This is a genomic window from Ornithinimicrobium sediminis, from assembly GCF_021272345.1.
GTDB lineage: Bacteria > Actinomycetota > Actinomycetes > Actinomycetales > Dermatophilaceae > Ornithinicoccus > Ornithinicoccus sediminis_B.
The window spans coordinates 176,820-197,302 of record NZ_JAJSDQ010000005.1 but is presented as its reverse complement, the minus strand read 5'-3'; the positions used below and the strand labels follow the sequence as shown (position 1 = coordinate 197,302).

At 71.7% G+C, this 20,483-nt stretch carries 22 protein-coding genes and 1 riboswitch; of the genes, 20 read left to right on the top strand and 2 right to left on the bottom strand.

Annotation, left to right across the window (positions count from 1 at the left end; translation table 11 throughout):
• Window position 1 precedes the first annotated feature (1 nt).
• The 3 genes from LVO85_RS12890 to LVO85_RS12880 all read left to right on the top strand — a co-directional run bounded on the left by LVO85_RS12890 (window position 2) and on the right by LVO85_RS12880 (window position 3,432).
• Window positions 2-1,492 (top strand): complex I subunit 4 family protein, encoded by a 1,491-nt coding sequence (locus LVO85_RS12890; RefSeq protein WP_232747891.1) that lies wholly within the window; start codon window positions 2-4, stop codon window positions 1,490-1,492.
• A gap of 15 nt (window positions 1,493-1,507) precedes the next feature.
• The gene (locus LVO85_RS12885) at window positions 1,508-2,917 is read left to right on the top strand and encodes an NADH-quinone oxidoreductase subunit N (protein ID WP_232747890.1); all 1,410 of its coding nucleotides are present in this window, start codon (window positions 1,508-1,510) and stop codon (window positions 2,915-2,917) included.
• Between the two features lie 110 nt (window positions 2,918-3,027).
• Window positions 3,028-3,432, top strand: coding sequence for a hypothetical protein (locus tag LVO85_RS12880; protein WP_232747889.1), 405 nt, complete (start codon window positions 3,028-3,030; stop codon window positions 3,430-3,432).
• A gap of 20 nt (window positions 3,433-3,452) precedes the next feature.
• Here the strand turns inward: LVO85_RS12880 and LVO85_RS12875 are convergent, their stop codons facing one another.
• Window positions 3,453-3,917, bottom strand: coding sequence for a methylglyoxal synthase (locus tag LVO85_RS12875; RefSeq protein WP_232747888.1), 465 nt, complete (start codon window positions 3,915-3,917; stop codon window positions 3,453-3,455).
• Window positions 3,918-4,064: 147 nt separating this feature from the next.
• On the opposite strand from LVO85_RS12875, the gene LVO85_RS12870 reads away from it, so the two are divergent.
• The 16 genes from LVO85_RS12870 (at window position 4,065) to LVO85_RS12795 (ending at window position 18,567) form a co-directional block, all read left to right on the top strand.
• Window positions 4,065-4,712 (top strand): CDP-alcohol phosphatidyltransferase family protein, encoded by a 648-nt coding sequence (locus LVO85_RS12870; protein WP_332875437.1) that lies wholly within the window; start codon window positions 4,065-4,067, stop codon window positions 4,710-4,712.
• Window positions 4,709-5,581, top strand: coding sequence for a DUF881 domain-containing protein (locus LVO85_RS12865; protein ID WP_232747887.1), 873 nt, complete (start codon window positions 4,709-4,711; stop codon window positions 5,579-5,581). Before LVO85_RS12870 ends, LVO85_RS12865 begins: the two co-directional genes overlap by 4 nt.
• Window positions 5,578-5,910: a small basic family protein gene (locus LVO85_RS12860; RefSeq protein WP_232747886.1), complete on the top strand. Its 333-nt coding sequence runs from the start codon at window positions 5,578-5,580 to the stop codon at window positions 5,908-5,910. The genes LVO85_RS12865 and LVO85_RS12860 overlap by 4 nt, the downstream gene beginning before the upstream one ends.
• Before the next feature lie 114 nt (window positions 5,911-6,024).
• Window positions 6,025-6,744 carry a DUF881 domain-containing protein gene (locus tag LVO85_RS17090; protein WP_232747885.1) on the top strand — a complete coding sequence of 240 codons (720 nt, stop codon included), beginning with the start codon at window positions 6,025-6,027 and terminating at the stop codon, window positions 6,742-6,744.
• A 61-nt stretch (window positions 6,745-6,805) separates the two neighbouring features.
• Window positions 6,806-7,195, top strand: a complete 390-nt coding sequence (gene gcvH / locus LVO85_RS12850) for a glycine cleavage system protein GcvH (protein ID WP_232747884.1) — start codon at window positions 6,806-6,808, stop codon at window positions 7,193-7,195.
• A 101-nt stretch (window positions 7,196-7,296) separates the two neighbouring features.
• A complete protein-coding gene (locus LVO85_RS12845; protein ID WP_408637694.1) occupies window positions 7,297-7,752 on the top strand; it encodes an FHA domain-containing protein in 456 nt (151 codons plus the stop codon).
• Window positions 7,749-8,522 (top strand): transcriptional regulator FtsR, encoded by a 774-nt coding sequence (gene ftsR, locus LVO85_RS12840; RefSeq protein WP_232747883.1) that lies wholly within the window; start codon window positions 7,749-7,751, stop codon window positions 8,520-8,522. Before LVO85_RS12845 ends, ftsR begins: the two co-directional genes overlap by 4 nt.
• 48 nt (window positions 8,523-8,570) lie before the next feature.
• Window positions 8,571-9,086 (top strand): bifunctional nuclease family protein, encoded by a 516-nt coding sequence (locus LVO85_RS12835; RefSeq protein WP_232747882.1) that lies wholly within the window; start codon window positions 8,571-8,573, stop codon window positions 9,084-9,086.
• Window positions 9,087-9,281: 195 nt separating this feature from the next.
• A complete protein-coding gene (locus LVO85_RS12830) occupies window positions 9,282-9,800 on the top strand; it encodes a MerR family transcriptional regulator (protein ID WP_232747881.1) in 519 nt (172 codons plus the stop codon).
• Between the two features lie 55 nt (window positions 9,801-9,855).
• Window positions 9,856-9,952, top strand: a riboswitch (glycine riboswitch).
• 86 nt (window positions 9,953-10,038) lie between these two features.
• Window positions 10,039-12,966 (top strand): aminomethyl-transferring glycine dehydrogenase, encoded by a 2,928-nt coding sequence (gene gcvP / locus LVO85_RS12825; protein WP_232747880.1) that lies wholly within the window; start codon window positions 10,039-10,041, stop codon window positions 12,964-12,966.
• 63 nt (window positions 12,967-13,029) lie between these two features.
• Window positions 13,030-14,550, top strand: coding sequence for a glutamate--cysteine ligase (locus LVO85_RS12820; protein ID WP_232747879.1), 1,521 nt, complete (start codon window positions 13,030-13,032; stop codon window positions 14,548-14,550).
• 59 nt (window positions 14,551-14,609) lie between these two features.
• Window positions 14,610-15,032, top strand: a complete 423-nt coding sequence (locus LVO85_RS12815) for an OsmC family protein (RefSeq protein WP_232747878.1) — start codon at window positions 14,610-14,612, stop codon at window positions 15,030-15,032.
• A 4-nt stretch (window positions 15,033-15,036) separates the two neighbouring features.
• Window positions 15,037-16,272 carry an APC family permease gene (locus LVO85_RS12810; RefSeq protein ID WP_332875436.1) on the top strand — a complete coding sequence of 412 codons (1,236 nt, stop codon included), beginning with the start codon at window positions 15,037-15,039 and terminating at the stop codon, window positions 16,270-16,272.
• Between the two features lie 42 nt (window positions 16,273-16,314).
• A complete protein-coding gene (locus LVO85_RS12805; RefSeq protein ID WP_232747877.1) occupies window positions 16,315-17,274 on the top strand; it encodes a GNAT family N-acetyltransferase in 960 nt (319 codons plus the stop codon).
• Between the two features lie 46 nt (window positions 17,275-17,320).
• On the top strand, window positions 17,321-17,887 hold the full coding sequence (locus tag LVO85_RS12800; RefSeq protein WP_232747876.1) for a type 1 glutamine amidotransferase domain-containing protein: 567 nt from the start codon (window positions 17,321-17,323) through the stop codon (window positions 17,885-17,887).
• Between the two features lie 59 nt (window positions 17,888-17,946).
• Window positions 17,947-18,567 carry an L-threonylcarbamoyladenylate synthase gene (locus LVO85_RS12795; protein WP_232747875.1) on the top strand — a complete coding sequence of 207 codons (621 nt, stop codon included), beginning with the start codon at window positions 17,947-17,949 and terminating at the stop codon, window positions 18,565-18,567.
• Window positions 18,568-18,588: 21 nt separating this feature from the next.
• On the opposite strand, the gene LVO85_RS12790 is transcribed toward LVO85_RS12795, so the two are convergent.
• Entirely contained in the window at window positions 18,589-18,852 is a 264-nt protein-coding gene (locus LVO85_RS12790; RefSeq protein ID WP_232747874.1) for a metal-sensitive transcriptional regulator, read from the bottom strand.
• Window positions 18,853-19,043: 191 nt separating this feature from the next.
• Here LVO85_RS12790 and LVO85_RS12785 point away from each other — a divergent pair, with 191 nt between their 5' ends.
• Window positions 19,044-20,399 carry an MBL fold metallo-hydrolase gene (locus LVO85_RS12785; RefSeq protein WP_232747873.1) on the top strand — a complete coding sequence of 452 codons (1,356 nt, stop codon included), beginning with the start codon at window positions 19,044-19,046 and terminating at the stop codon, window positions 20,397-20,399.
• Window positions 20,400-20,483: the final 84 nt, after the last annotated feature.

Below are 20,483 nucleotides of genomic sequence, written 5' to 3'. Positions count from 1 at the left end.
CGTGCTCAGCCTGATCGTCTTCCTCCCTCTGGCCGCGGCCCTGGCCCTCGTCGCCGTGCCACGGCTCGGCGACGCGGTCTCCCGATGGGTCTGGGTCGTCGTGGCGGCCGTCGACCTCGCCCTCGTCGCCGCCGTGTGGCTGCGCTACGAGGACCCGGGGACGGGTCGGCTGGCGTTCGAGGAGCGGGCCCCATGGATCCCCGGTGTGAACAGCAGCTACCACATCGGCGTGGACGGACTGTCCCTCCCCCTGGTCGCGATGACGGCGGTCATCTTCCTCGCCTGCGCGGTGTTCGCGCTCCGCGAGACCGACCGGCCTCGACCCCAGGCCGCGCTGTTCCTCTTCCTGCAGAGCGTGAGCCTGGGTCTCTTCGTGGCGGCCGACCTGATCCTCTTCTTCCTCTTCTTCGACCTGTCCATCGTGGGCATGTACTTCGTGATCGCCGGATGGGGCCACAACGACGCCGGCCGGTCGGCGATGAAGTTCTTCCTCTACACGTTCCTGGGCTCCCTGGCCCTGCTCGCCGGTTTCATCGGGCTCTACATCGCGGCCGAACCGCACACGTTCGACATGGTCGAGCTCGCCGAGCAGACCCCGCTGGCCGGCTCCTCCCTCGGCGGTGGCCTGGTGCTGGCCGCGATCCTGGTCGGGCTGGCGGTCAAGACGCCGACGGTGCCCTTCCACACCTGGCTCCCGCCCGCCCACACCGACGCACCTGCGATCGGCTCGGCCGTCCTGGCCGGGGTCCTGCTGAAGATGGGCACCTACGGTCTCGTCCGCATCGCGATGCCGATGCTCCCCGAGGCCTGGCGAGCCTGGGCCTGGGTGATCGTCGTCGTGGGCATCGTCTCGGTCGTCTACGGCGCACTGGTGGCCCTGGCCCAGACGGACCTCAAGCGCATGGTCGCCTACACCTCGGTCAACCACATGGGTTACGTCGTCCTGGCCGTCGGCGCCGCCGGGATGGTCGCCGACGACACGGCGCAGGCGCGCGCCATCGCGGTCACCGGTGCCGTCACCCAGATGGTGAGCCACGGCCTGGTCACCGGTGCCCTGTTCCTCCTCGCAGGGGTCCTGTGGGAACGTGCGGGCACCTACGACATGGGGTCGTACGGGGGGCTGGCAGGTCCTGCCCCCCGTCTCGCGACGCTCTTCGCCGTCGGCGCGTTCGCCTCCCTCGGCCTGCCCGGGCTCTCAGGGTTCATCGCGGAGTTCCAGATCTTCACCGGCAGCATCGCCGCCGCACCCGTCACCGCGCTCGCGCTGGTGGGCATCCTCATCACCGCGGCGCTGTTCCTGCGGGCCCTGCAGCGCATCTTCACCGGCCCCACGAGAGGCGCCTCCGTCGGCTTCGCAGACCTGCGTCCCGCCGAGCTGTGGTCGGTCGGCACGCTGCTCGTGCTGTCGCTGCTCATCGGGGTCCTGCCCCGGCCACTGCTCGACGTGATCGAGCCCGCGGCCGAGGTCGTCGTCGAGCTCGTCGGGAGGTAGCCCGCGGTGGAGTCCATGGCCATGCGTCCTGCCCTGCTCCTGCCGGAGATCGTGCTCTTCCTCGGCGGGCTCGTGGTGCTCATGAGCGGGTCCTTCCTGCCGCGCACCCGCCAGTGGGCCACCCGCGTCGTGGCAGCGACCGCACTGGTGACGGCGACCGTCCTGGCCGCGCTCGCCCTGCCGGGTCCGGCAGAGATGGCGATGGAGGGCACCTTCACCGTCGACACCACGACGGGAGTGGCACGGATCGTCGTCGCGCTCGGCACCCTCGTCGTGCTGGCGATGGCCTCGGACGAGATCAGCGGCACCCCGCGGGAGAGCGAGACCTACGCGCTGCTGCTCTTCTCGAGCACCGGGACGCTCGTTCTTGCCGGCGCCGACGACCTGCTCGTCGTGACGGTCGGGTTCCTGCTCGCGAGCATCCCGCTCTACGGCCTCATCGGGATCGCGCGGACACCCCTCAGCGCCGAGGCGACGATGAAGACCTACCTGCTGGGTGCCCTCTTCGGCATCCTCCTGCTGGCCGGGGTCACCCTGCTCTACGGCGTGTCCGCGACCACGTCGTACGTCGAGCTCACCGACCGGCTCGCCGACGCCCCGGCGGCCGTGGTGGGCACGGGCGTCATGGCGGTGCTGGGCGGGTTGATGTTCAAGGCCGGTGGCGCTCCGGGGCACTTCTGGGTCCCCGACGCGGCACAGGCCTCGGGAGGGGCCGTCGCGGCCTTCCTCACCACCGTGCCCAAGATCGGGGCAGTGATCGCTGCCTACCGGCTCGTCTCGATGCTTCCGGACACCGTGGCCTGGCCGTTGCTGGTCGCGCTGCTGGCCGTGGTGAGCATGACCCTGGGCAACCTCGCTGCCTACTGGCAGACCGACCCCCGCCGGCTGCTCGGCTGGTCCACCGTGAGCCAGGTCGGCTACCTGCTCGTGCCGGTCGCGGTTGCCGGGCAGAGCGACCTGGCGCTTCCCTCGCTGCTGGTCTACCTCGCGGGCTACACGGTCACCAACCTCGCGGCGTTCGCGGTGACCACCGCCTTCCCCGACAGACGAGACCTGCACTCCTACCGTGGGATGGGTCGCGCCCACCCGTGGCTGGGCGCAGCGTTGGTGGTGGCACTGCTCGGCCTCGTCGGCACCCCGCCGACCGTGGTCTTCGTCGGCAAGCTCACCACCACCGCCGCCGCCTGGGACGCCGGCTATGTCTGGCTGGCCGTGCTGGTCCTCGTCAACACCGTCGCCAGCCTCTTCTACTACCTGCGCTGGATCGCGCCCGTCTACGCAGGAGGCGAGCCGCCGGGTGTGCTCACGACACCCCGTGCCGTCACGCCGGCCGCCTGGTCAGCGTCGACGGCAGTCGTGACCGCCGCTCTCAGCGTCGTGCTCGGCGTCGGGGCGGGGGTGCTGTGGAGCCTCGTCTCGGTGTGAACCTGGCCGGTCGCGGCAGAAGGTCGGGACAGCGCGCCACGTGACAGTGTCAGGTTGCCGCTCCCGGAGGGTGAGGTCAGACTGGCCGGAACCCACACTGGAGGAGACCCGTGGAAACCTGGCAGATCGTCCTGATCGTCGTCGTCGTGCTGGTCCTGCTCGCCCTCGCGCTGGCGGTGCCACGGATGCGCAGCGCCGGCGCGGAGCGCAACCGGGCGCAGGCCCGTGACCACGTCCAGGAGTCGCAGCGACATGCCACCCAGGCCGAGCAGGAGACCGCGGTCGCCGACGAGCAGGAGGCTCGCGCCCGTCGTGAGCGTGCCGAGGTCGAGGATCGGGCTGCCCACGAGGAGGCCGAGGCGCACCAGCGAGCCGAGCACGCCCAGCAGGAACGCGAGGAGGCCGATCGCCTGGAGCAGCGAGCCCACGAGCTCGACCCCGACCTGCAGCACGATCGGGACCGTGGGACGGCTCCGGGCCACGACGACGGGACAGGACGGCCCCGCGACGACTGAGGGGACGCGGCTGCCGGACCTCAGACCGGTCGCTCGCCCGTCTCGTCCCACTCCCGGGGGGTGAGGTCGGGGCGGCGGTTCTCGTAGCCGCCGAGGAGCAGCCGCGAGGCGATCATCATGTCCGCCGAGGCGACGTTGCAGGCCATCGGCACGTTCCAGACCGTCCCGATGCGCAGCAGTGCCTTCACGTCAGGGTCGTGGGGTTGCGCCTCCAGCGGGTCCCAGAAGAACACGAGCACCGTGATGCCGCCCTCGGCGATCCGTGCCCCGATCTGCTGGTCACCGCCGACCGGTCCGGACATGAACCGGTGGACCGGGAGGCCGAGCTCGTACTCCAGCATGGTGCCTGTGGTGCCGGTGGCGTACAGGACGTGCTGCGACAGCGTCTCGCGGTTGTGGGCCGCCCATCGCAGCAGCTCCACCTTCATGGTGTCGTGGGCGACCAGGGCGATGTGCCTGGGCGCCGGCGGGATGGTCCTCGTCATGGTGCTCCGTCGGGGACGGCAAAGGGTGTGCGCGTATGCCGCACTGCAGACGCATGGCTCCTCCAGCATGAGGCCTCGTGGCCGGCCCGGCACACAGCCGTGTCCGAGATCACCACGGAGGGAGCAGGTGCCGCATAGGCTGTGAGCGTGGACGACCAGCAGGGGACCGGGGGCACCGGTGAGGGCGCTGCGCGCACCCCCCAGGTCATGCCCCGCAGGCACGAGTGGCTGACCGTTCCCAACCTGCTCTCCGGTCTCCGCCTGGTGGGCGTGCCCCTGTTCCTCTGGCTGCTCCTCACCGAGCAGGACGGCTGGGCGATCCTCGTCCTGGCGCTCTCGGGGGTCAGCGACTACCTCGACGGCAAGATCGCCCGGCACTACGGGCTGGTCTCCAAGGTGGGGCAGTACCTCGACCCGATCGCCGACCGTCTCTACATCGCCACCACGCTGCTCGGCCTGGCCTGGCGCGACATCATCCCCTGGTGGCTGGTCCTCCTGCTGGTCGCCCGGGACGCCTTCATCGCGGGAATGTACCCCGTGGCTCGGGCGTACCGTCTTCCGGTGCCGCCCGTGCACTTCGTCGGCAAAGCGGCCACCTTCAACCTGCTCTACGCCTTCCCTCTCGTCCTGCTGGGGGCCCAGGACTCCCTGGTCGGGCAGGTCGCGCAGCCGGTCGGCTGGGCCTTCGTCTGGTGGGGCACCGCGCTGTACCTCCTGGGGGCGGTGCTCTACGCGATGCAGGTGAGCGACATGGTGCGCCAGCGCCGCCGACAGTGGCGTGCGGTGACGCCGTGAGGTGGCCGTCGGCCGTCACCCGTGAGCGGGACGCCGACCCGGCTGCGTCGATGCGCCTGCTGCAGGAGGTGCTCGACCGGCCCCTCGACCCGGGCTACCAGTCGGCGGCGACGCGGCGGCGTGCGGAGGGTCTGCCCTCCTCGACCGGTCAGCGCAGCCTGCTCATGCTCGCCACGGCTCTGGTGGTGGGCTTCGTCCTGAGTGTCGCGGCAGTCACCCTGCGGACCCCCGACCCGCAGAACGCAGAGGCCCGCGCCGAGCTCGTCGAGCGCATCGAGGCGACCAACGCGCTCGGCGACAGCTACGCCGAGCGCGTCGAGGTGCTGCGCGCCGAGATCGCCGACCTCGAGGAGCTGGCCCTGCAGGGGACACCCGACGACCGCTCCGAGGAGATCCGGGACGCCGGCACGCTCGTCGGCGCCACCGCGGTCACCGGTCCGGGAGTGGTCGTCGTGCTCGACGACGCCCCGAGCGAGACGGGACAGAGCGGAGCAGGTGAGCGGGTCCTGGCTCGTGACCTGCAGGCCGTCGTCAACGGCCTGTGGTCCGCCGGCGCCGAGGCGGTGGACGTCAACGACCGGCGCCTGACGTCCACGTCCTCGATCCGGTTCGCCGGGGAGGCGATCATCGTCGACTTCCGCGGCCTGACCCGCCCCTACACGGTGCGGGCGATCGGGGAGCCGGAGAGCCTGGGACGCGAGGTCTCGGAGGGGGTCACCGGCGAGTACCTCGCCGAGCTGAGCCGGGAGTACGGCATCATCGTGGACACGACCGTGACCGACGAGATCACGGTGCCGGCGGCCGAACGGCTCACGACCAGGGTGGCCGTCCCGGCGCCGGAGGACAGCAGCACCGAGGAGAACCCGTGATACCCGTCCTGGGCCTGGTGGTGGGGGTGGTGCTCGGGCTGATGTTGCAGCCCGAGGTGCCCGGCTGGCTCGAGCCCTACCTGCCCATCGCCGTCATCGCCGCGCTCGACGCCGTCTTCGGCGGGGTGCGCGCGTCGCTGGAGGGCATCTTCAACGACCGGGTCTTCGTGATCTCGATCCTGTCCAACGTGCTGGTCGCCGGGCTGATCGTCTTCCTCGGCAACCAGCTGGGCGTCGGCGCCCAGCTCTCGACGGGCGTCGTCGTGGTCCTGGGGCTGCGCATCTTCTCCAACGTCGCAGCCATCCGCCGCCACCTGCTGGGGGCCTAGTCGGTGTCCCCCGCGCAGCACGAGCCGGACGAGGACCCGGGTGCCCCGGCCTCCAGCCACGCGGTGTCCGCACCCGGGGCCCCCTCCGCCGCCCGCCCGAAGGTGCCCCGACGCGTGGCATGGCGCCGCCTGAGCACCATCAGCAGGGCGCGCCTGAGCCGGGGCACGCTGCTCGCCGCACTGCTCACCCTGGTGCTGGGCCTGGCCCTGGTGGCGCAGGTCCGCAGCACCCAGACGGCCGATCTGGAGAACCTGCGGGAGACCGACCTCATCGCGCTGCTGGACGACGTCACCGACCGGGCCGACCGTCTCGAGGACGAGGTGCGCTCCCTCGAGCAGGACAGGAGCCGCCTGGAGAGCGGCGGTGGGGACGCCGCGGCGGCCCAGGCCGCACAGAGCCGTCTGGAGAGCTACCAGATCCTGGCCGGCACGGTGCCCGTGTCCGGGCCGGGGGTCTCCGTGCGGGTCTCGGACCCCGAGGGTGAGGTGACGACGACCATGATGATCGACCTCGTGCAGGAGCTGCGCGACGCCGGGGCCGAGGCCATCCAGATCGGTCCGGCACGGGTGGTGGCGACGACGTGGATCGGGGTCGACGAGGGTCGCCTGACCGTCGACGGACAACCGGTGGCAGCCCCTTACAGCGTCGTCGCCATCGGCGACGGACACACCCTGGCCGGTGCCCTGGCCATCCCTGGAGGGTTCAACGACAGTGTCCGGCGGGTCGGCGGAGAGGTCCAGGTGACCGAGGGGGAGGAGCTGGTGATCGACGCGGTCCACGAGCCCCCGACGCTGGAGCACGCCCGACCGGTGCCGCCGAGCGAGGGGCGCTAGTCTCGACCTACCTACACCGTTGTGGGCCGCCCAGGCGACCCACCTTTCCTGGAGGAGCACGATGAGCGAGCTGGAGTACCCCGCGGACCTGCGCTACACGAGTGACCACGAGTGGGTGCGCGTGCAGGGCGACGGGGTCGTGCGCGTCGGCATCACGTCCTACGCCCAGGACGCGCTGGGCGACGTGGTCTACGTCAGCCTCCCGGCTGTCGGGGACACCGTGAGCTCGGGTGACGCCTGCGGCGAGGTGGAGTCCACCAAGTCCGTGAGCGACCTGTACGCACCGCTCGAGGGAGAGGTGACGGCCGTCAACGACCAGCTCGACTCCACGCCGGAGCTGGTGAACAGCGACAGCTACGGTGAAGGGTGGATGTTCGAGATGCGGGTGGCGGACGAGTCCGCCCTGGACGACCTCCTCGACGTGGAGGGCTACCGGGAGCACGTGTCCTGACCCACAGCCGTCCCGCTGCACTACAGTGGGGCGGACCCCGAAGGACGAAGCCTCCGCGGCGTCGACGACGACGCCGTCCGACGTAGGAAGAAGGTGTGTCAGTGAGCGAGCGGGAACGCGAGCACCACGGGTACGGCACCGACCCGACGACGGCCCGGATCCCTCACGGCGTCGACGTCCCCGCGACCGAGTACTCCTTCGACGAGGAGGCGCCTCGGCTCTCACCGGACGACCAGCGCACGGTCGACGCGCTGCGTCCCGGGACGGCTCTGCTCATCGTGCTCCGTGGCCCCAACACCGGTGCCCGCTTCCTGCTGGACAGTGACGAGGTGAGCTCGGGCCGGCACCCGCAGAGCGACATCTTCCTCGACGACGTGACGGTCTCGCGACGGCACGCGGTGTTCGTCAAGCGGGACGACACGTTCGCCGTGCGTGACGTGGGCTCGCTCAACGGGACCTACGTCAACCGCAAGCGGATCGACGAGGTCGCCCTGGAGGCGGGCGACGAGGTCCAGATCGGCAAGTTCCGGCTCGTCTTCTACCGCGGGCGGCAGTGAGCCAGCCCGCAGCAGCCGCCGCGGTCTCCCCCGGAGGTGCGTCCATCGGCCGTGTCCTGCAGATGCTGCAGCCCGACTTCCCCGACCTGACCGTCTCCAAGATCCGCTTCCTGGAGTCCGAGGGGCTGCTGCGGCCGCGCCGTCGGGAGAGCGGCTACCGCACCTTCACCGAGGAGGACGTCGACCGGCTCCGGTTCGTCCTCACCGCCCAGCGGGACCGGTTCTGGCCTCTGAAGGTCATCAAGGACGTCCTGGACAGGCTGGACCGGGGCCTGCCCGTGCCCGAGCTGGAGGAAGGGGCCGTCGCTCCGGAGCAGACCACCGCGCCGAGCGCTGCCACGGTGCCCGCCGCAGAGGCGCCTGCAGCCGCGGTCACGCCCGGCTCGCTGCGGCGACGGCGCATCGTGCGCATGAAGCCGGCCGAGCTGCGCGAGACCACCGGCCTGGACATGCCCACCTACGGTGCCCTGCTGCAGTTCGGGCTCCTGCGTCTGGACTCGACGGGCCGGCACAGCGCGGAGGACATCGACGTGGCCCGCGAGGCGGCCGCGCTCGCGGCATACGGCATCGAGGCCCGGCACCTCAGGCTCTTCCGCGTCGCGGCCGACCGTGAGATCGGGCTGGCCGAGCAGGTGCTGGAGCCGCTGCGGCGACGGCGGGCACGCGGGGCCGCGGGGCCGGACCCGGAGGAGGTCCAGGCCGAGATCCTCTCCCGGAGCCTGGGCCTGCACATCGCCCTCGTGCGCGCGGGTCTGGCGCAGCCCCAGTAGCCCGCCCCTGCCCCAGCGTCCCGGCGCATGCGGGGGTACGGTGAGAACGTGAAGGAACTCGACGTCCTCGGTGTCCGGGTCGAGATGCCGACCAACAGCCCCATCGTGCTGCTCCGCGAGCGGCACGGCCAGCGCTACCTGCCGATCTGGATCGGTGCCCCGGAGGCGACGGCCATCGCCTACGCACAGCAGGGGGTCGAGCCACCCCGGCCGCTCACGCACGACCTGATGGTCAACGTCATCGGCCAGCTGGGCCACCAGCTGGAGCAGGTGCGGATCACCGGCATGGAGGACGGCATCTTCTACGCGAGCCTGGTCTTCGACGGGGGCAGGCGGGTCGTCGAGTCCCGACCCTCCGACGCCATCGCCCTGGCGCTGCGCTCGGCCACACCGATCCTGGCCGACGAGGCCCTGCTGGACCTCGCCGGCATCACCATGGCCATCGAGGACGAGGACGAGGTGGAGCGGTTCCGTGAGTTCCTCGACCAGGTCTCGGCGGAGGACTTCGAGGGCGGACCGGAGGGCGAGGAGCCGTCGGGGGACACCCCACCGCCGGAGTCCTGAGGGTCATCGCGGCGCGTCGGTCATTGACCCCCGGCATCCGGCGCCTTACCGTCAACTGAGACGGTGTGCCCCGGCGGCGCCCGTGAACGGCGAGGTCGACAGCATCGTCGACATGACAACGACCAGGAGGGTGCCGTGGGTGCGGGAGCGCAGTTGCCCGGTCAGTCCGAGCCCCAACGCACCCCTTCCCAGGGGATGCTCTTCACCCAGGACGTGCCGGCCCTGGAGGACGGCGTCGGCTACCGCGGCCCCACGGCCTGCGGCGCAGCCGGTGTGACCTACCGTCAGCTCGACTACTGGGCGCGCACCGGTCTGGTGGAGCCGAGCGTGCGCAACCCCAGTGGCTCCGGCACCCAGCGGCTCTACAGCTTCCGCGACATCCTGGTCCTCAAGATCATCAAGCGGCTCCTCGACACCGGGGTCTCCCTGCAGCAGATCCGGGTGGCGGTCACCCAGCTGCGGGAGAGCGGTGTGGAGGACCTCGCGAACATCACGCTGATGAGCGACGGGGCCAGCGTCTACGCCTGCACCTCCGACGACGAGGTCATCGACCTGGTGCGTGGCGGCCAGGGAGTGTTCGGGATCGCCGTGGGCAGCGTCTGGCGTGAGGTGGAGGGCCAGCTCGCCCAGCTCCCCAGCGAGCGTGCCGAGGAGGCCGTCTCGGGCATCGACGACGAGCTGTCGGCCCGGCGACGCGCGCGCAAGACCAGCTGAGACGGGCCCACAGGAGGCACACCCTGCGGGCCGGCTGCTAGATTGGTGACGCCAGCGACGCCGTGTGGGAGAGTCCTCCACCCGCCAGGGTCGAGGCGCCGAAGGGGCAAACTCCCCGACAAGCTCTCAGGCGCCAGGACCGCACGGACGAGGCAGCTCTGGAACGTCGCACCGCCGGACCAACCGACGGTGGGACGGACAGAGGGGGAGGCAGTCGCCTGGACCGCGAAGGAGCCTCATGACCACCACGGAGTCCCGCCCCGCCGACCGCGTCGTCACCGACGACGAGGTCGACCTCCCGCTGACCGAGCTCGCCGACTTCGTCGGCCGGCACATCGGTCCGCGCGACGAGGAGCTGGAGGTCATGCTCGCCGCGGTGGGACAGGACTCCCTCGAGTCCCTCGTCGCCGCGGCGCTGCCGGCCGGCATCCGCACCGAGAGCCCGCTGTCGCTGGCGGCAGCGCCCTCGGAGCAGTCGGTGATCGACGAGCTGCAGGCGCTGGCCTCCCGCAACCAGGTGCTGACCTCCATGATCGGACTGGGCTACTACGGCACCCACATCCCCCCGGTCGTGCGTCGCAACGTGCTGGAGAACCCGGCCTGGTACACCGCCTACACGCCCTACCAGCCCGAGATCTCCCAGGGCCGGCTCGAGGCCCTGCTCAACTTCCAGACGATGTGCTCCGACCTGACGGCGCTGGACACCTCAGGGGCCTCCCTCCTCGACGAGGCCACCGCGGCCGCCGAGGCCATGACCGTGATGCGGCGCTCCAGCAAGGTGGCCCAGGACGCCGTGCTGGTGGTGGACCGGCACGTCCTCCCGCAGACGCATGCCGTGCTGGCCACCCGCTCGACGCCGCTGGGCATCGACGTCGTCACGGCAGACCTGTCGGACGTGCGGGACACCGAGACCCTGTCCGACGCGGCCGGCGGGCGCCCCGTCTTCGGCGTGATCGTGCAGTACCCCGGCGCCGACGGCCTGGTCCGCGACTTCCGGGCCCTGACCGAGGCGGCGCACGGCGCCGGCGCCCTCGTGACGGCCGCGTGCGACCTGCTGGCGCTCACGCTGCTCACCCCGCCGGGGGAGTGGGGGGCAGACATCGCCGTGGGCTCCACCCAGCGGTTCGGCGTGCCGATGGGCTTCGGCGGCCCGCATGCCGCGTTCATGAGCGTGCGCGGGGGCCTGGAGCGCACGCTGCCCGGCCGCCTGGTCGGGGTCAGCAAGGACTCCGCCGGTGCCCCGGCATACCGCCTCGCGCTGCAGACCCGCGAGCAGCACATCCGCCGCGAGAAGGCCACCTCCAACATCTGCACCGCCCAGGTGCTGCTGGCGGTGATCGCCGCGATGTACGCCGTCTGGCACGGGCCTGACGGGCTGCGCAGGATCGCCCTGGGCGCCCACGCCAAGGCCGCTGCCCTGGCCTCGGTCCTGCGTGAGGGTGGCGTCCAGGTCGCCGACGGCGACTGGTTCGACACCCTCCAGGTCACCGTCCCGGGCCGGGCCGACGACGTCGTCGCAGCCGCCCGGGAGCTGGGGGTCAACCTCTGGCGGGCCGATGCGGACACGGTGCTGCTGAGCACCGACGAGACCACCACGACCGACCACCTCGCCGCCGTGGCCGAGGCCTTCGGGGTGGCGGCACCGGCCGCTCCCGGGCCCCTCAGCGCGCCCGACTGGGCGCGGGTGCACCTGCGCACCAGCGACTACCTCCAGCACCCGGTCTTCCACCGGCACCGCAGCGAGACGTCGATGCTGCGCTACCTCCGCTCGCTGGCGGACAAGGACTTCGCGCTCGACCGCGGCATGATCCCGCTGGGCTCGTGCACCATGAAGCTCAACGCCACCACCGAGATGGAGGCCATCACCTGGCCGGAGTTCGCCTCCCTGCACCCGTTCTGCCCACCCGAGCAGAGCGCGGGATACCGCGAGCTCATCGGGCAGCTCAGCGAGTGGCTCTGCGACATCACCGGCTACGACAGCGTCAGCCTGCAGCCCAACGCCGGCTCCCAGGGCGAGCTCTCCGGCCTGCTGGCCATCCGCGGCTACCACCGTGCACGCGGCGAGGAGCAGCGCCGCGTCTGCCTCATCCCGGCCAGCGCCCACGGCACCAACGCGGCCAGCGCCGTCATGGCCGGCATGAGGGTGGTCGTCGTCGGGACCGGCGACCACGGCAACGTCGACCTGGACGACCTGCGCGCCAAGATCGAGACGCACCGCGACGAGCTCGCCGCGATCATGGTCACCTACCCCTCCACCCACGGGGTCTTCGAGGACACCATCTCCGAGCTGTGCGACCTCGTGCACGAGGCCGGAGGCCAGGTGTACGTCGACGGTGCCAACCTGAACGCCATGATGGGCCTGGCCAAGCCGGGTGCCTTCGGCGGCGACGTCTCCCACCTCAACCTGCACAAGACGTTCTGCATCCCGCACGGCGGCGGCGGGCCGGGGGTGGGCCCGGTCGCCGTGCGCGAGCACCTCGCCCCCTACCTGCCCAACCACCCGCTGGACGACCAGGCAGGCCCCGGCTCCGGTGTCGGCGCCGTCTCGGCGGCTCCGTTCGGGTCGGCCGGGATCCTGCCGATCTCCTGGGCCTACGTCCGGCTCGTGGGAGGCGCAGGCCTGACCCGCTCGGCCCAGGTCGCCGTGCTCTCCGCCAACTACGTGGCCGCTCGGCTGCGCGAGCACTTCCCGGTGCTCTACGCCGGTGAGAACGGCCTGGTCGCGCACGAGTGCATCCTCGACCTGCGGCGGCTGACCAAGGAGACCGGTGCGACCGTCGACGACGTCGCCAAGCGGCTGATCGACTACGGCTTCCATGCGCCGACCATGTCCTTCCCCGTCGCAGGCACCCTCATGGTGGAGCCGACCGAGAGCGAGGACCTCGCCGAGCTCGACCGGTTCTGCGACGCCATGATCGCGATCCGCGGCGAGATGGACTCCGCGGCCGAGCACGGCGTCGAGGGCAGCGTCCTGCGCGGCGCACCCCATACCGCGCTGTCCCTGGCGGGGGAGTGGGAGCGCGGCTACGACCGGATGAGCGCGGCCTACCCCGGCTCGGTGGACCCCTCGCGCAAGTACTGGCCGCCGGTCGGACGGCTGGACGGGGCCTACGGGGACCGGCACCTGGTCTGCAGCTGCCCGCCGATCGAGGACCTCGCCGAGTAGGACCGCCTCCCCGGCGCGTCCCACCTACTGGCCCAAACCCGGTGCGTGTGGTTGGGTTTGGCCATGGGTGCAGAGGTCAGTTCCGCCGATTTCACTCGGGAGCAGCGACTGGCGTTCCGGGAGAAGGTGCTGCTCGACCTCGACGTCTTCGAGCGGATGCTCGAGGAGAGCCGCTTCGACTTCACCCGCCCGCAGATGGGCCTGGAGATCGAGCTGAACCTGGTCGACGAGGAGACGCTGGACCCGACCCTGATCAACGCACCGGTGCTGGAGGACATCAGCGACGGCGACTTCCAGACCGAGGTGGGTCGCTACAACATCGAGATGAACGTGCCGCCGCGGCCGATGGCCGGGGACCAGGCGGTGCGGCTCGAGCGCTGGCTGTCCAAGTCGCTGCGTGCCGCCGGTGACGCCTCCCGCACGCACGGCGGCCGGCTGGCGGCGATCGGCATCCTGCCCACCCTGCAGCCGGAGATCTTCGACGGCGAGTGGCTCAGCCTCGGGGTGCGCTACACCGCTCTCAACGACTCGATCCTGCGCGAGCGCGGCGAGGGGCTGGAGCTGGACATCGAGGGATCCACCGGCGAGCGGGTCCTCAACTACTTCGAGAACATCGGCCCACTGTCCGGGTGCACCTCGATCCAGCTGCACCAGCAGGTCACGCCCCAGGACTTCCCGACCTACTGGAACGCGGCCTCCGCGATCACCGGTGTGCAGATCGCCATGGGCGCCAACTCGCCCTACCTCTTCGGCCGGCGCCTGTGGGCCGAGACCCGCATCCCGCTGTTCAGCCAGATGACCGACACCCGGTCGGTGGAGCAGAAGTACCAGGGGGTCCGCCCGCGCTCCTACTTCGGCCGCAGCTGGATCACCTCGATCTTCGACCTGTTCGAGGAGAACGTGCGCTGCTTCCCCGCCCTGCTGCCCGAGGCCTCGGACGAGGACCCGATGCGGGTCCTGCAGGACGGCGGCGTGCCCGAGCTGGCCGAGCTGCGGCTGCACAACGGCACGGTCTGGCGCTGGAACCGGCCCATCTACGACGCCCCCAAGGGTGTGCCGCACCTGCGCGTGGAGAACCGCGTGCTGCCGGCCGGCCCCAGCGTCATCGACATGGTGGCCAACGCGTGCTTCTACTACGGGCTCGTCGAGAGCCTCACCAGCAGTGGCCGCCCGATCTGGACCAAGATGCCCTTCGCCCACGCCGAGGCCAACTTCGAGGAGGCGTCCCGGCACGGCATCGACGCCCAGCTGTACTGGCCGGGCCAGGGCAAGATCGACGCCACCGAGCTCGTCTCGGAGCATCTGCTCAAGGTCGCGGACGAGGGCCTCGCCTCGCTGGGTCTGCGCCGTGAGGTGCGCAACTACTACCTCAACGTCATCGAGGGCCGCTGCCAGAGCCGCACCAACGGGGCGAGCTGGCAGGTCGCGGTCACGGAGGCCTACGAGGAGGCCGGCCACGACCGTCAGGCGGCGCTGCACGAGATGTTCGCGCACTACGTCGAGCACATGGAGCTCAACCAGCCGGTGCACACGTGGCCGGTGCCGGAGGTCGAGGCGATCACCGAGACCCGGTCCGCCACCTGAGCGAGGCCGTTGCGGGACAGGACGACCACCGTCTCCCGCGGCCTGGCACACTGTCGGCCATGTCGTCCGACAGCCTGCGCTCCGTGTCCCTGCTTCGCACCGCCCCGTCACGCTACCTGGCCACGAACCCCCGCGGGGGTGAGCTGCCGATGGGGGACGGCAGCACGGCGGAGTTCACCCCGGTGGAGCTGCTCCTGGCGGCCGTGGCCGGGTGCTCCGCCGTGGACGTCGACCTGCTCACCTCACGGCTGGCCGAGCCGGACGCCTTCGAGCTGAGCGCCTCCGGTCGCAAGGTCCGCGACGAGGGGGGCAACCACCTGGAGTCGGTGGAGGTGCACTTCACGGTGCGCTTCCCGGCCGGTGAGGACGGTGACCGCGCGGGGGAGCGGCTGCCCAGTGCCGTCGCCATGTCCAGGGACCGGCTCTGCACCGTGTCGCGCACCGTGGCGCTGCCGGTGCCCGTGGTCTTCCACCTGGACTGAGGGGGTGGCCCTGCGGCGCACTCTCGGTCTGCGCGACGCCGTCGCGATCGGGCTGGGGTCGATGATCGGTGCGGGCCTCTTCGCGGTCTGGGCGCCGGCGACCGCCGCCGCGGGACGGTGGGTGCTGCTGAGCCTGCTCCTGGCCGGTGTCGTGGCGCTGTGCAACGCACTGTCGTCCGCGGCGCTGGCGGCGCGGTACCCGTCGGCCGGGGGCACCTACGTGTACGGCCGCGAGCGGCTCGGTGAGCTCCCCGGCTTCCTGGCGGGATGGTGCTTCGTCGTCGGCAAGACGGCCTCGTGCGCCGCGATGGCGCTCACTGTCGGGGCGTATGCCGTCCCTGGGCACGAGCGGGTCGCTGCCGTGACGGCCGTGGTCCTGGTGACCACGCTGAACCTGGCGGGGGTGCAGCGCTCCGCGCGTGCCTCCGAGGTCGTCGTGACGATCGTGCTCGCGGTCCTCGCCGGCCTGGTCGTGGCCCGGCTGGTCGCCGGCGCCTCCGACGGTGGGGGGACCGGGATGGTGGAGGTCGGGCCGACCGGGGTGCTGCAGGCGGCCGGGCTGCTGTTCTTCGCCTTCGCCGGCTACGCGCGCATCGCGACCCTCGGGGAGGAGGTGCGCGACCCGGCCCGGACCATACCCCGCGCGGTGGTGCTCGCCCTGTCCTGCGTGGCGCTGGTCTACGCGGCGGTCGGCCTGCTGGTGCTCGACGTCCTCGGGGTGGCCGGCACCGCGACCTCGACCGCTCCGTTGGCCGAGGTCGCGGAGCGCGTGTGGGGCGGCCAGGCGGGCTGGGTGCTGCGGGCGGCGGCGACGGCGGCAGCCCTGGGAGCGCTGCTGAACCTGCTCCTCGGGATCTCCCGGACCAGCCTGGCGATGGCCCGCGGTGGCCACCTGCCGCGTGCGCTGCGCCGGGTGGACCAGCGCCGTGGGGTCCCCTGGGTGGCCGAGGTGGTCGTCGGCGCCGTCGTGCTCGCGGTGGTGCTGGTGGCCGACCTGCGCGGCGCCATCGGCTTCTCCAGCTTCGGGGTGCTGCTCTACTACGCGGTCGCCAACGCGGCGGCCTGGACGCTGCGGGGCGACTGGCGGCTCGCGCGGACGGTGCCGGTCGTGGGGCTGCTGGGGTGTCTCGTGCTCGTGGTGACCCTCCCTGCGGCCTCCGTGGCCGGCGGTCTGGCCGTGGTCGGTGCGGGCCTGGGGTGGTACGCCCTCACCCGGACCGGGCGCCGGTCGCGAGCCTGAAAAGCTCTCGACCTCCTCGGCCGGTCACGGCAGGATGCCCTCATGAGCACCGCAGCAGCCGACACCGCATACCGCTGGCATCACCTGCGCCACGAGGACGTCGCGGCCTGGTGTGCGCTGACCACGACCCTGGCGACGGCGGACGGCACCGACGAGCTCTACCAGCCCGAGGACCTCGCCGAGGAGCTCGACGAGCACGGGGTGGACCCCGCCCGTGACTCCTGGGCGGTGTGGCACGGGGACCAGCTGGTCGCCGCCGGCCAGGTGCGCGTCGCGTTCCACCCGGACCAGGACGGCCGCACCCGGGTCTGGCTCGGCGGTGGTGTGCACCCCGAGCACCGCGGCCGGGGCATCGGTCGACGGCTGCTCGCGGAGCAGGAGCGCCGCGGGCTGGAGATCGCCCGCGCCCGTCAGCCCGGGCGGCCGGTGTTCTGGCGCGCCGACGGCGGCCTCCAAGGGGCGTCGGTGCGTCGCCTGCTCGAGCACCGGGGCTACGCCGTCGCACGCTACTTCAACCAGATGACGCGAGCCCTGCCCGGCCCCGCGTTGCCGGCGCCGACGGCACACCGGCTGGTCTCGCCCGGCGACGACCTCGAGGAGGCGCTCCGGCTGGCCCACAACCTCGCCTTCCGTGACCACTGGGGCTCCACGGAGCAGACGGCGCAGACGTGGCACGACCACTGGGCCGCACGCAGCTCACGGCCCGCTGTCTCCAGCGTCGCCCTGGACGAGCACGGGACCCCGCTGGCCTACGTGCTGTGCGGCGAGTGGGTCCCGCGGGAGCTCTACGTGAACCTCGTCGGCACGGTCCCGTCCGCCCGTGGCGGGGGCCTGGCCCGGGCCTGCCTGGCCCGCACGATCAGCCTGGCTGCGACGTCCGGTGCCTACGACAAGGTGGACCTGCACGTCGACTCGGCCAGCCCGACGGGGGCGACGCGGCTCTACGAGACCGTGGGCTTCCATGTGGACAAGACCTTCGCCTCCTACCAGCGCGACGCGTGAGCGGTCTGCGGTTGCGTCCCGGCGGCTCGGATCGCAGGGTGGAGCCATGACCACCACATCGAAGTCCGTTGCCTTCCTGGTCGCCGCCGAGGGGATCGAGCGTGTCGAGCTGACCGACCCCCGTGACGCCGTCACCGACGCGGGGTTCACCGCGCACGTCGTCAGCCCGGAGGGCGGCACGGTCCAGACCTTCGACCACCTGGACAAGGCCGAGCAGGTCGCCGTCGACCGCACCGTGGGCGAGGTCAGCGTCGACGACTACGACGCCCTCGTGCTTCCGGGCGGCGTGGCCAACCCCGACGCGCTGCGCATGGACGAAGCCGCTGTGCGCCTCATCGGCGAGTTCCTGGCCTCCGGCAAGCCGGTCGCAGCGATCTGCCACGCGCCCTGGACCCTGGTCGAGGCGGGCGTGCTCAGCGGACGTCGCCTCACGTCCTGGCCCAGCCTGCAGACCGACATCCGCAACGCCGGCGGGGAGTGGGTCGACGAGCAGGTCGTCGTCGACGGCAACCTCATCACGAGCCGGAACCCCGGTGACATCCCGGCGTTCACCTCCGCCCTGCTCGAGGCCCTGCAGCACGGGGCGGACTCTGCACGCTCGGTCACCGGCTGAGGCAGCACCCGCCGGCTGTGGCCGTGGCGCCGGATTCCTTGGCGCGGATAGTGTGAGGCATGGCCAGGTTCTACGACATCCATCCCGTCGACCCCCAGCCGCGCCTCGTCTCGCAGGTCGTGGACGTGCTGCGCTCGGGAGGCCTCATCGCCACGCCGACCGATGCCTGCTACGCGCTCGGTGCCCAGCTCGGCAACGCCGAGGCCAAGCAACGCATCATCGACATCCGGGGTCTGGACGACAAACACCACTTCACCCTGCTGTGCCACGACTTCGCCCAGCTCGGGCAGCTGGTACAGCTGGACAACGCTGTCTTCCGAGCCGTCAAGGCCGCCACCCCGGGGCCGTACACGTTCATCCTGGCGGCCACCCCGGAGGTGCCCCGCAAGCTGCTGCACCCCAAGAAGAAGACCGTGGGTGTGCGCATCCCCGACCACCGCATCACGCAGGCGCTGCTCACGGAGCTGGGGGAGCCCATGCTCTCCAGCACGCTGCTGCTGCCCGACGACGACGAGCCGCTGGTCCAGGGGTGGGAGATCAAGGAGCGCCTGGACCATCTCGTCGAGGGGGTGCTGGACGGGGACATGACCGGCTGCGACCCCACCACCGTCGTCGACTTCTCCCAGGGCTACCCCGAGGTCGTGCGGGTCGGGTCGGGCGACCCGGCTCCCTTCCGGTGAGGGAGGAGGACGCCCGATGCCTCAGGCCAGGGACAGGAAGAGCTTCTCCATCTTCTCGGTGTCCAGCTCGTTCGCGCCGCCCTCGGCCGTGAGGCACTGCTTGAGGCCGGTGGCGATGATGGTGTACCCGGCGCGGTCGAGCGCCTTGCTGACGGCGGCGAGCTGCGTCACGACGTCCTCGCAGTCGCGCCCTTCCTCGAGCATCCGGATGACCGCGGCCAGCTGGCCGTGCGCGCGCTTGAGACGGGTGATGGAGGGACGGACCTCTTCTGCGGAAAGTTCCACGCGACATCCTCGATGTGTGGGGGCACCGACGCGAGTCGGTCCTGGTGGGGCGGGCTCGGACCTCAGGATACGCCGGGCCCTCCGGGGGATTCGCCTAGCATACCCTAGGGGGTATGTAGTACGGTTAGGGGAGAAGCGGGCGGCCGACCCGGCCTGCACCGCAACCCCCCGTTCTGAGAAGGAGCATCCGCATGGCCACCGTGCTGACCATCGAGACCACCTCGTTGGGCGACCGCAGCTATCTCGTGCACGACGGCAGCGTCGCGTTCGTGGTCGACCCGCAGCGGGACACCGACCGTGTGCTCGCCATGGCTGCCGACGCCGGCGTGCAGATCACCCACGTCTTCGAGACCCACATCCACAACGACTACGTCACCGGGGGCCTCGCGCTGGCCCGCCAGACCGGTGCCGCATACCACGTGAACGCCGACGACCCCGTGTCCTTCGAGCGCACCCCCATTCGTGACGGGGAGGTGGTGGAGGTCTCGCCCACCCTGCGCGTGCGCGCCGTGCACACGCCCGGCCACACCTTCACCCACCTCTCCTACGCCCTCGAGGGGGACGACCCGGTCGTCTTCACCGGCGGCAGCCTGCTGTTCGGGTCCACCGGTCGCCCCGACCTGCTCGGCCAGGACCACGCGGAGGAGCTGGCGCGCCTGCAGCACGCCTCCGCCCGCCGGCTCGTCACCGAGCTGCCCGAGGAGAGCAAGGTCATGCCGACCCACGGCTTCGGCTCGTTCTGCTCGGCGACCCAGTCCGACGCCGACGCCTCCACGCTGGGCCGGGAGCGGACCGCCAACCCTGTCCTGACCCAGGACGAGGAGGAGTACGTGACCTCCATCCTGGACGGTCTGGACCTCTTCCCGGCCTACTACGCCCACATGGGCCCCGCCAACGCCGCCGGACCGGACGCACCCGACCTGACACTGCCCGAGCGTGCCGACGCCGACGAGCTGCGTCGCCGCATCGAGGCGGGGGAGTGGGTCGTCGACCTGCGCACCCGCACCGCCTTCGCGGCCGGGCACGTCCCGGGCACCTTCAACATCGGCATCGACGGCCAGTTCTCCACCTGGTTGGGCTGGATGATCCCGTGGGGCACCCCGGTGACCCTGCTCGGTGAGACCGAGGAGCAGGTCGCCGAGGCGCAGCGGGAGCTGGTCCGCATCGGGGTCGACCAGACCCAGGCGCAGGCGACCGGCGGCCCGGAGCAGTGGAGCGACCGCCCCCTGGAGCACTTCGAGCAGGCCACCTTCGCCGACCTCGCCCAGGTGCGGCACCACCGCCGCGTCCAGGTCCTCGACGTGCGCAACCCGAAGGAGTTCTCCGCAGCCCACGTGGAGGGCGCGAGCCACATCCCGCTCGGCCAGCTGGTGCAGCGCATCGACGAGGCACCCGAGGGTGAGGTCTGGGTGCACTGTGCGGCCGGCTACCGTGCCTCCGTCGCGGCCTCGGTGCTCGCGGCTCACGGGCGCACGGTCGTGGCCATCGACGACTCGTTCGACGAGAGCGCCGGCAAGGTCGGCCTTCCGCTGGTCAGCCCGGCCTGAGCGAGCCGCACGCTCCCTGGAGCGGCACCGGCCGGGCCGGCCCCCGTTGCCGGCCCGGCCGGTGCTGTGATGTGCCAGGCTGGG

Excerpts from the sequence above, each read along its gene's own strand:
- LVO85_RS12885 (WP_232747890.1), top strand. The coding sequence starts at position 1,508 with ATGGCCATGCGTCCTGCCCTGCTCCTGCCGGAGATCGTGCTCTTCCTC.
- LVO85_RS12875 (WP_232747888.1), bottom strand. The coding sequence starts at position 3,917 with ATGACGAGGACCATCCCGCCGGCGCCCAGGCACATCGCCCTGGTCGCC.
- gcvH (WP_232747884.1), top strand. The coding sequence starts at position 6,806 with ATGAGCGAGCTGGAGTACCCCGCGGACCTGCGCTACACGAGTGACCAC.
- LVO85_RS12830 (WP_232747881.1), top strand. The coding sequence starts at position 9,282 with ATGCTCTTCACCCAGGACGTGCCGGCCCTGGAGGACGGCGTCGGCTAC.
- gcvP (WP_232747880.1), top strand. The coding sequence starts at position 10,039 with ATGACCACCACGGAGTCCCGCCCCGCCGACCGCGTCGTCACCGACGAC.
- LVO85_RS12820 (WP_232747879.1), top strand. The coding sequence starts at position 13,030 with ATGGGTGCAGAGGTCAGTTCCGCCGATTTCACTCGGGAGCAGCGACTG.
- LVO85_RS12815 (WP_232747878.1), top strand. The coding sequence starts at position 14,610 with ATGTCGTCCGACAGCCTGCGCTCCGTGTCCCTGCTTCGCACCGCCCCG.
- LVO85_RS12805 (WP_232747877.1), top strand. The coding sequence starts at position 16,315 with ATGAGCACCGCAGCAGCCGACACCGCATACCGCTGGCATCACCTGCGC.
- LVO85_RS12800 (WP_232747876.1), top strand. The coding sequence starts at position 17,321 with ATGACCACCACATCGAAGTCCGTTGCCTTCCTGGTCGCCGCCGAGGGG.
- LVO85_RS12795 (WP_232747875.1), top strand. The coding sequence starts at position 17,947 with ATGGCCAGGTTCTACGACATCCATCCCGTCGACCCCCAGCCGCGCCTC.
- LVO85_RS12785 (WP_232747873.1), top strand. The coding sequence starts at position 19,044 with ATGGCCACCGTGCTGACCATCGAGACCACCTCGTTGGGCGACCGCAGC.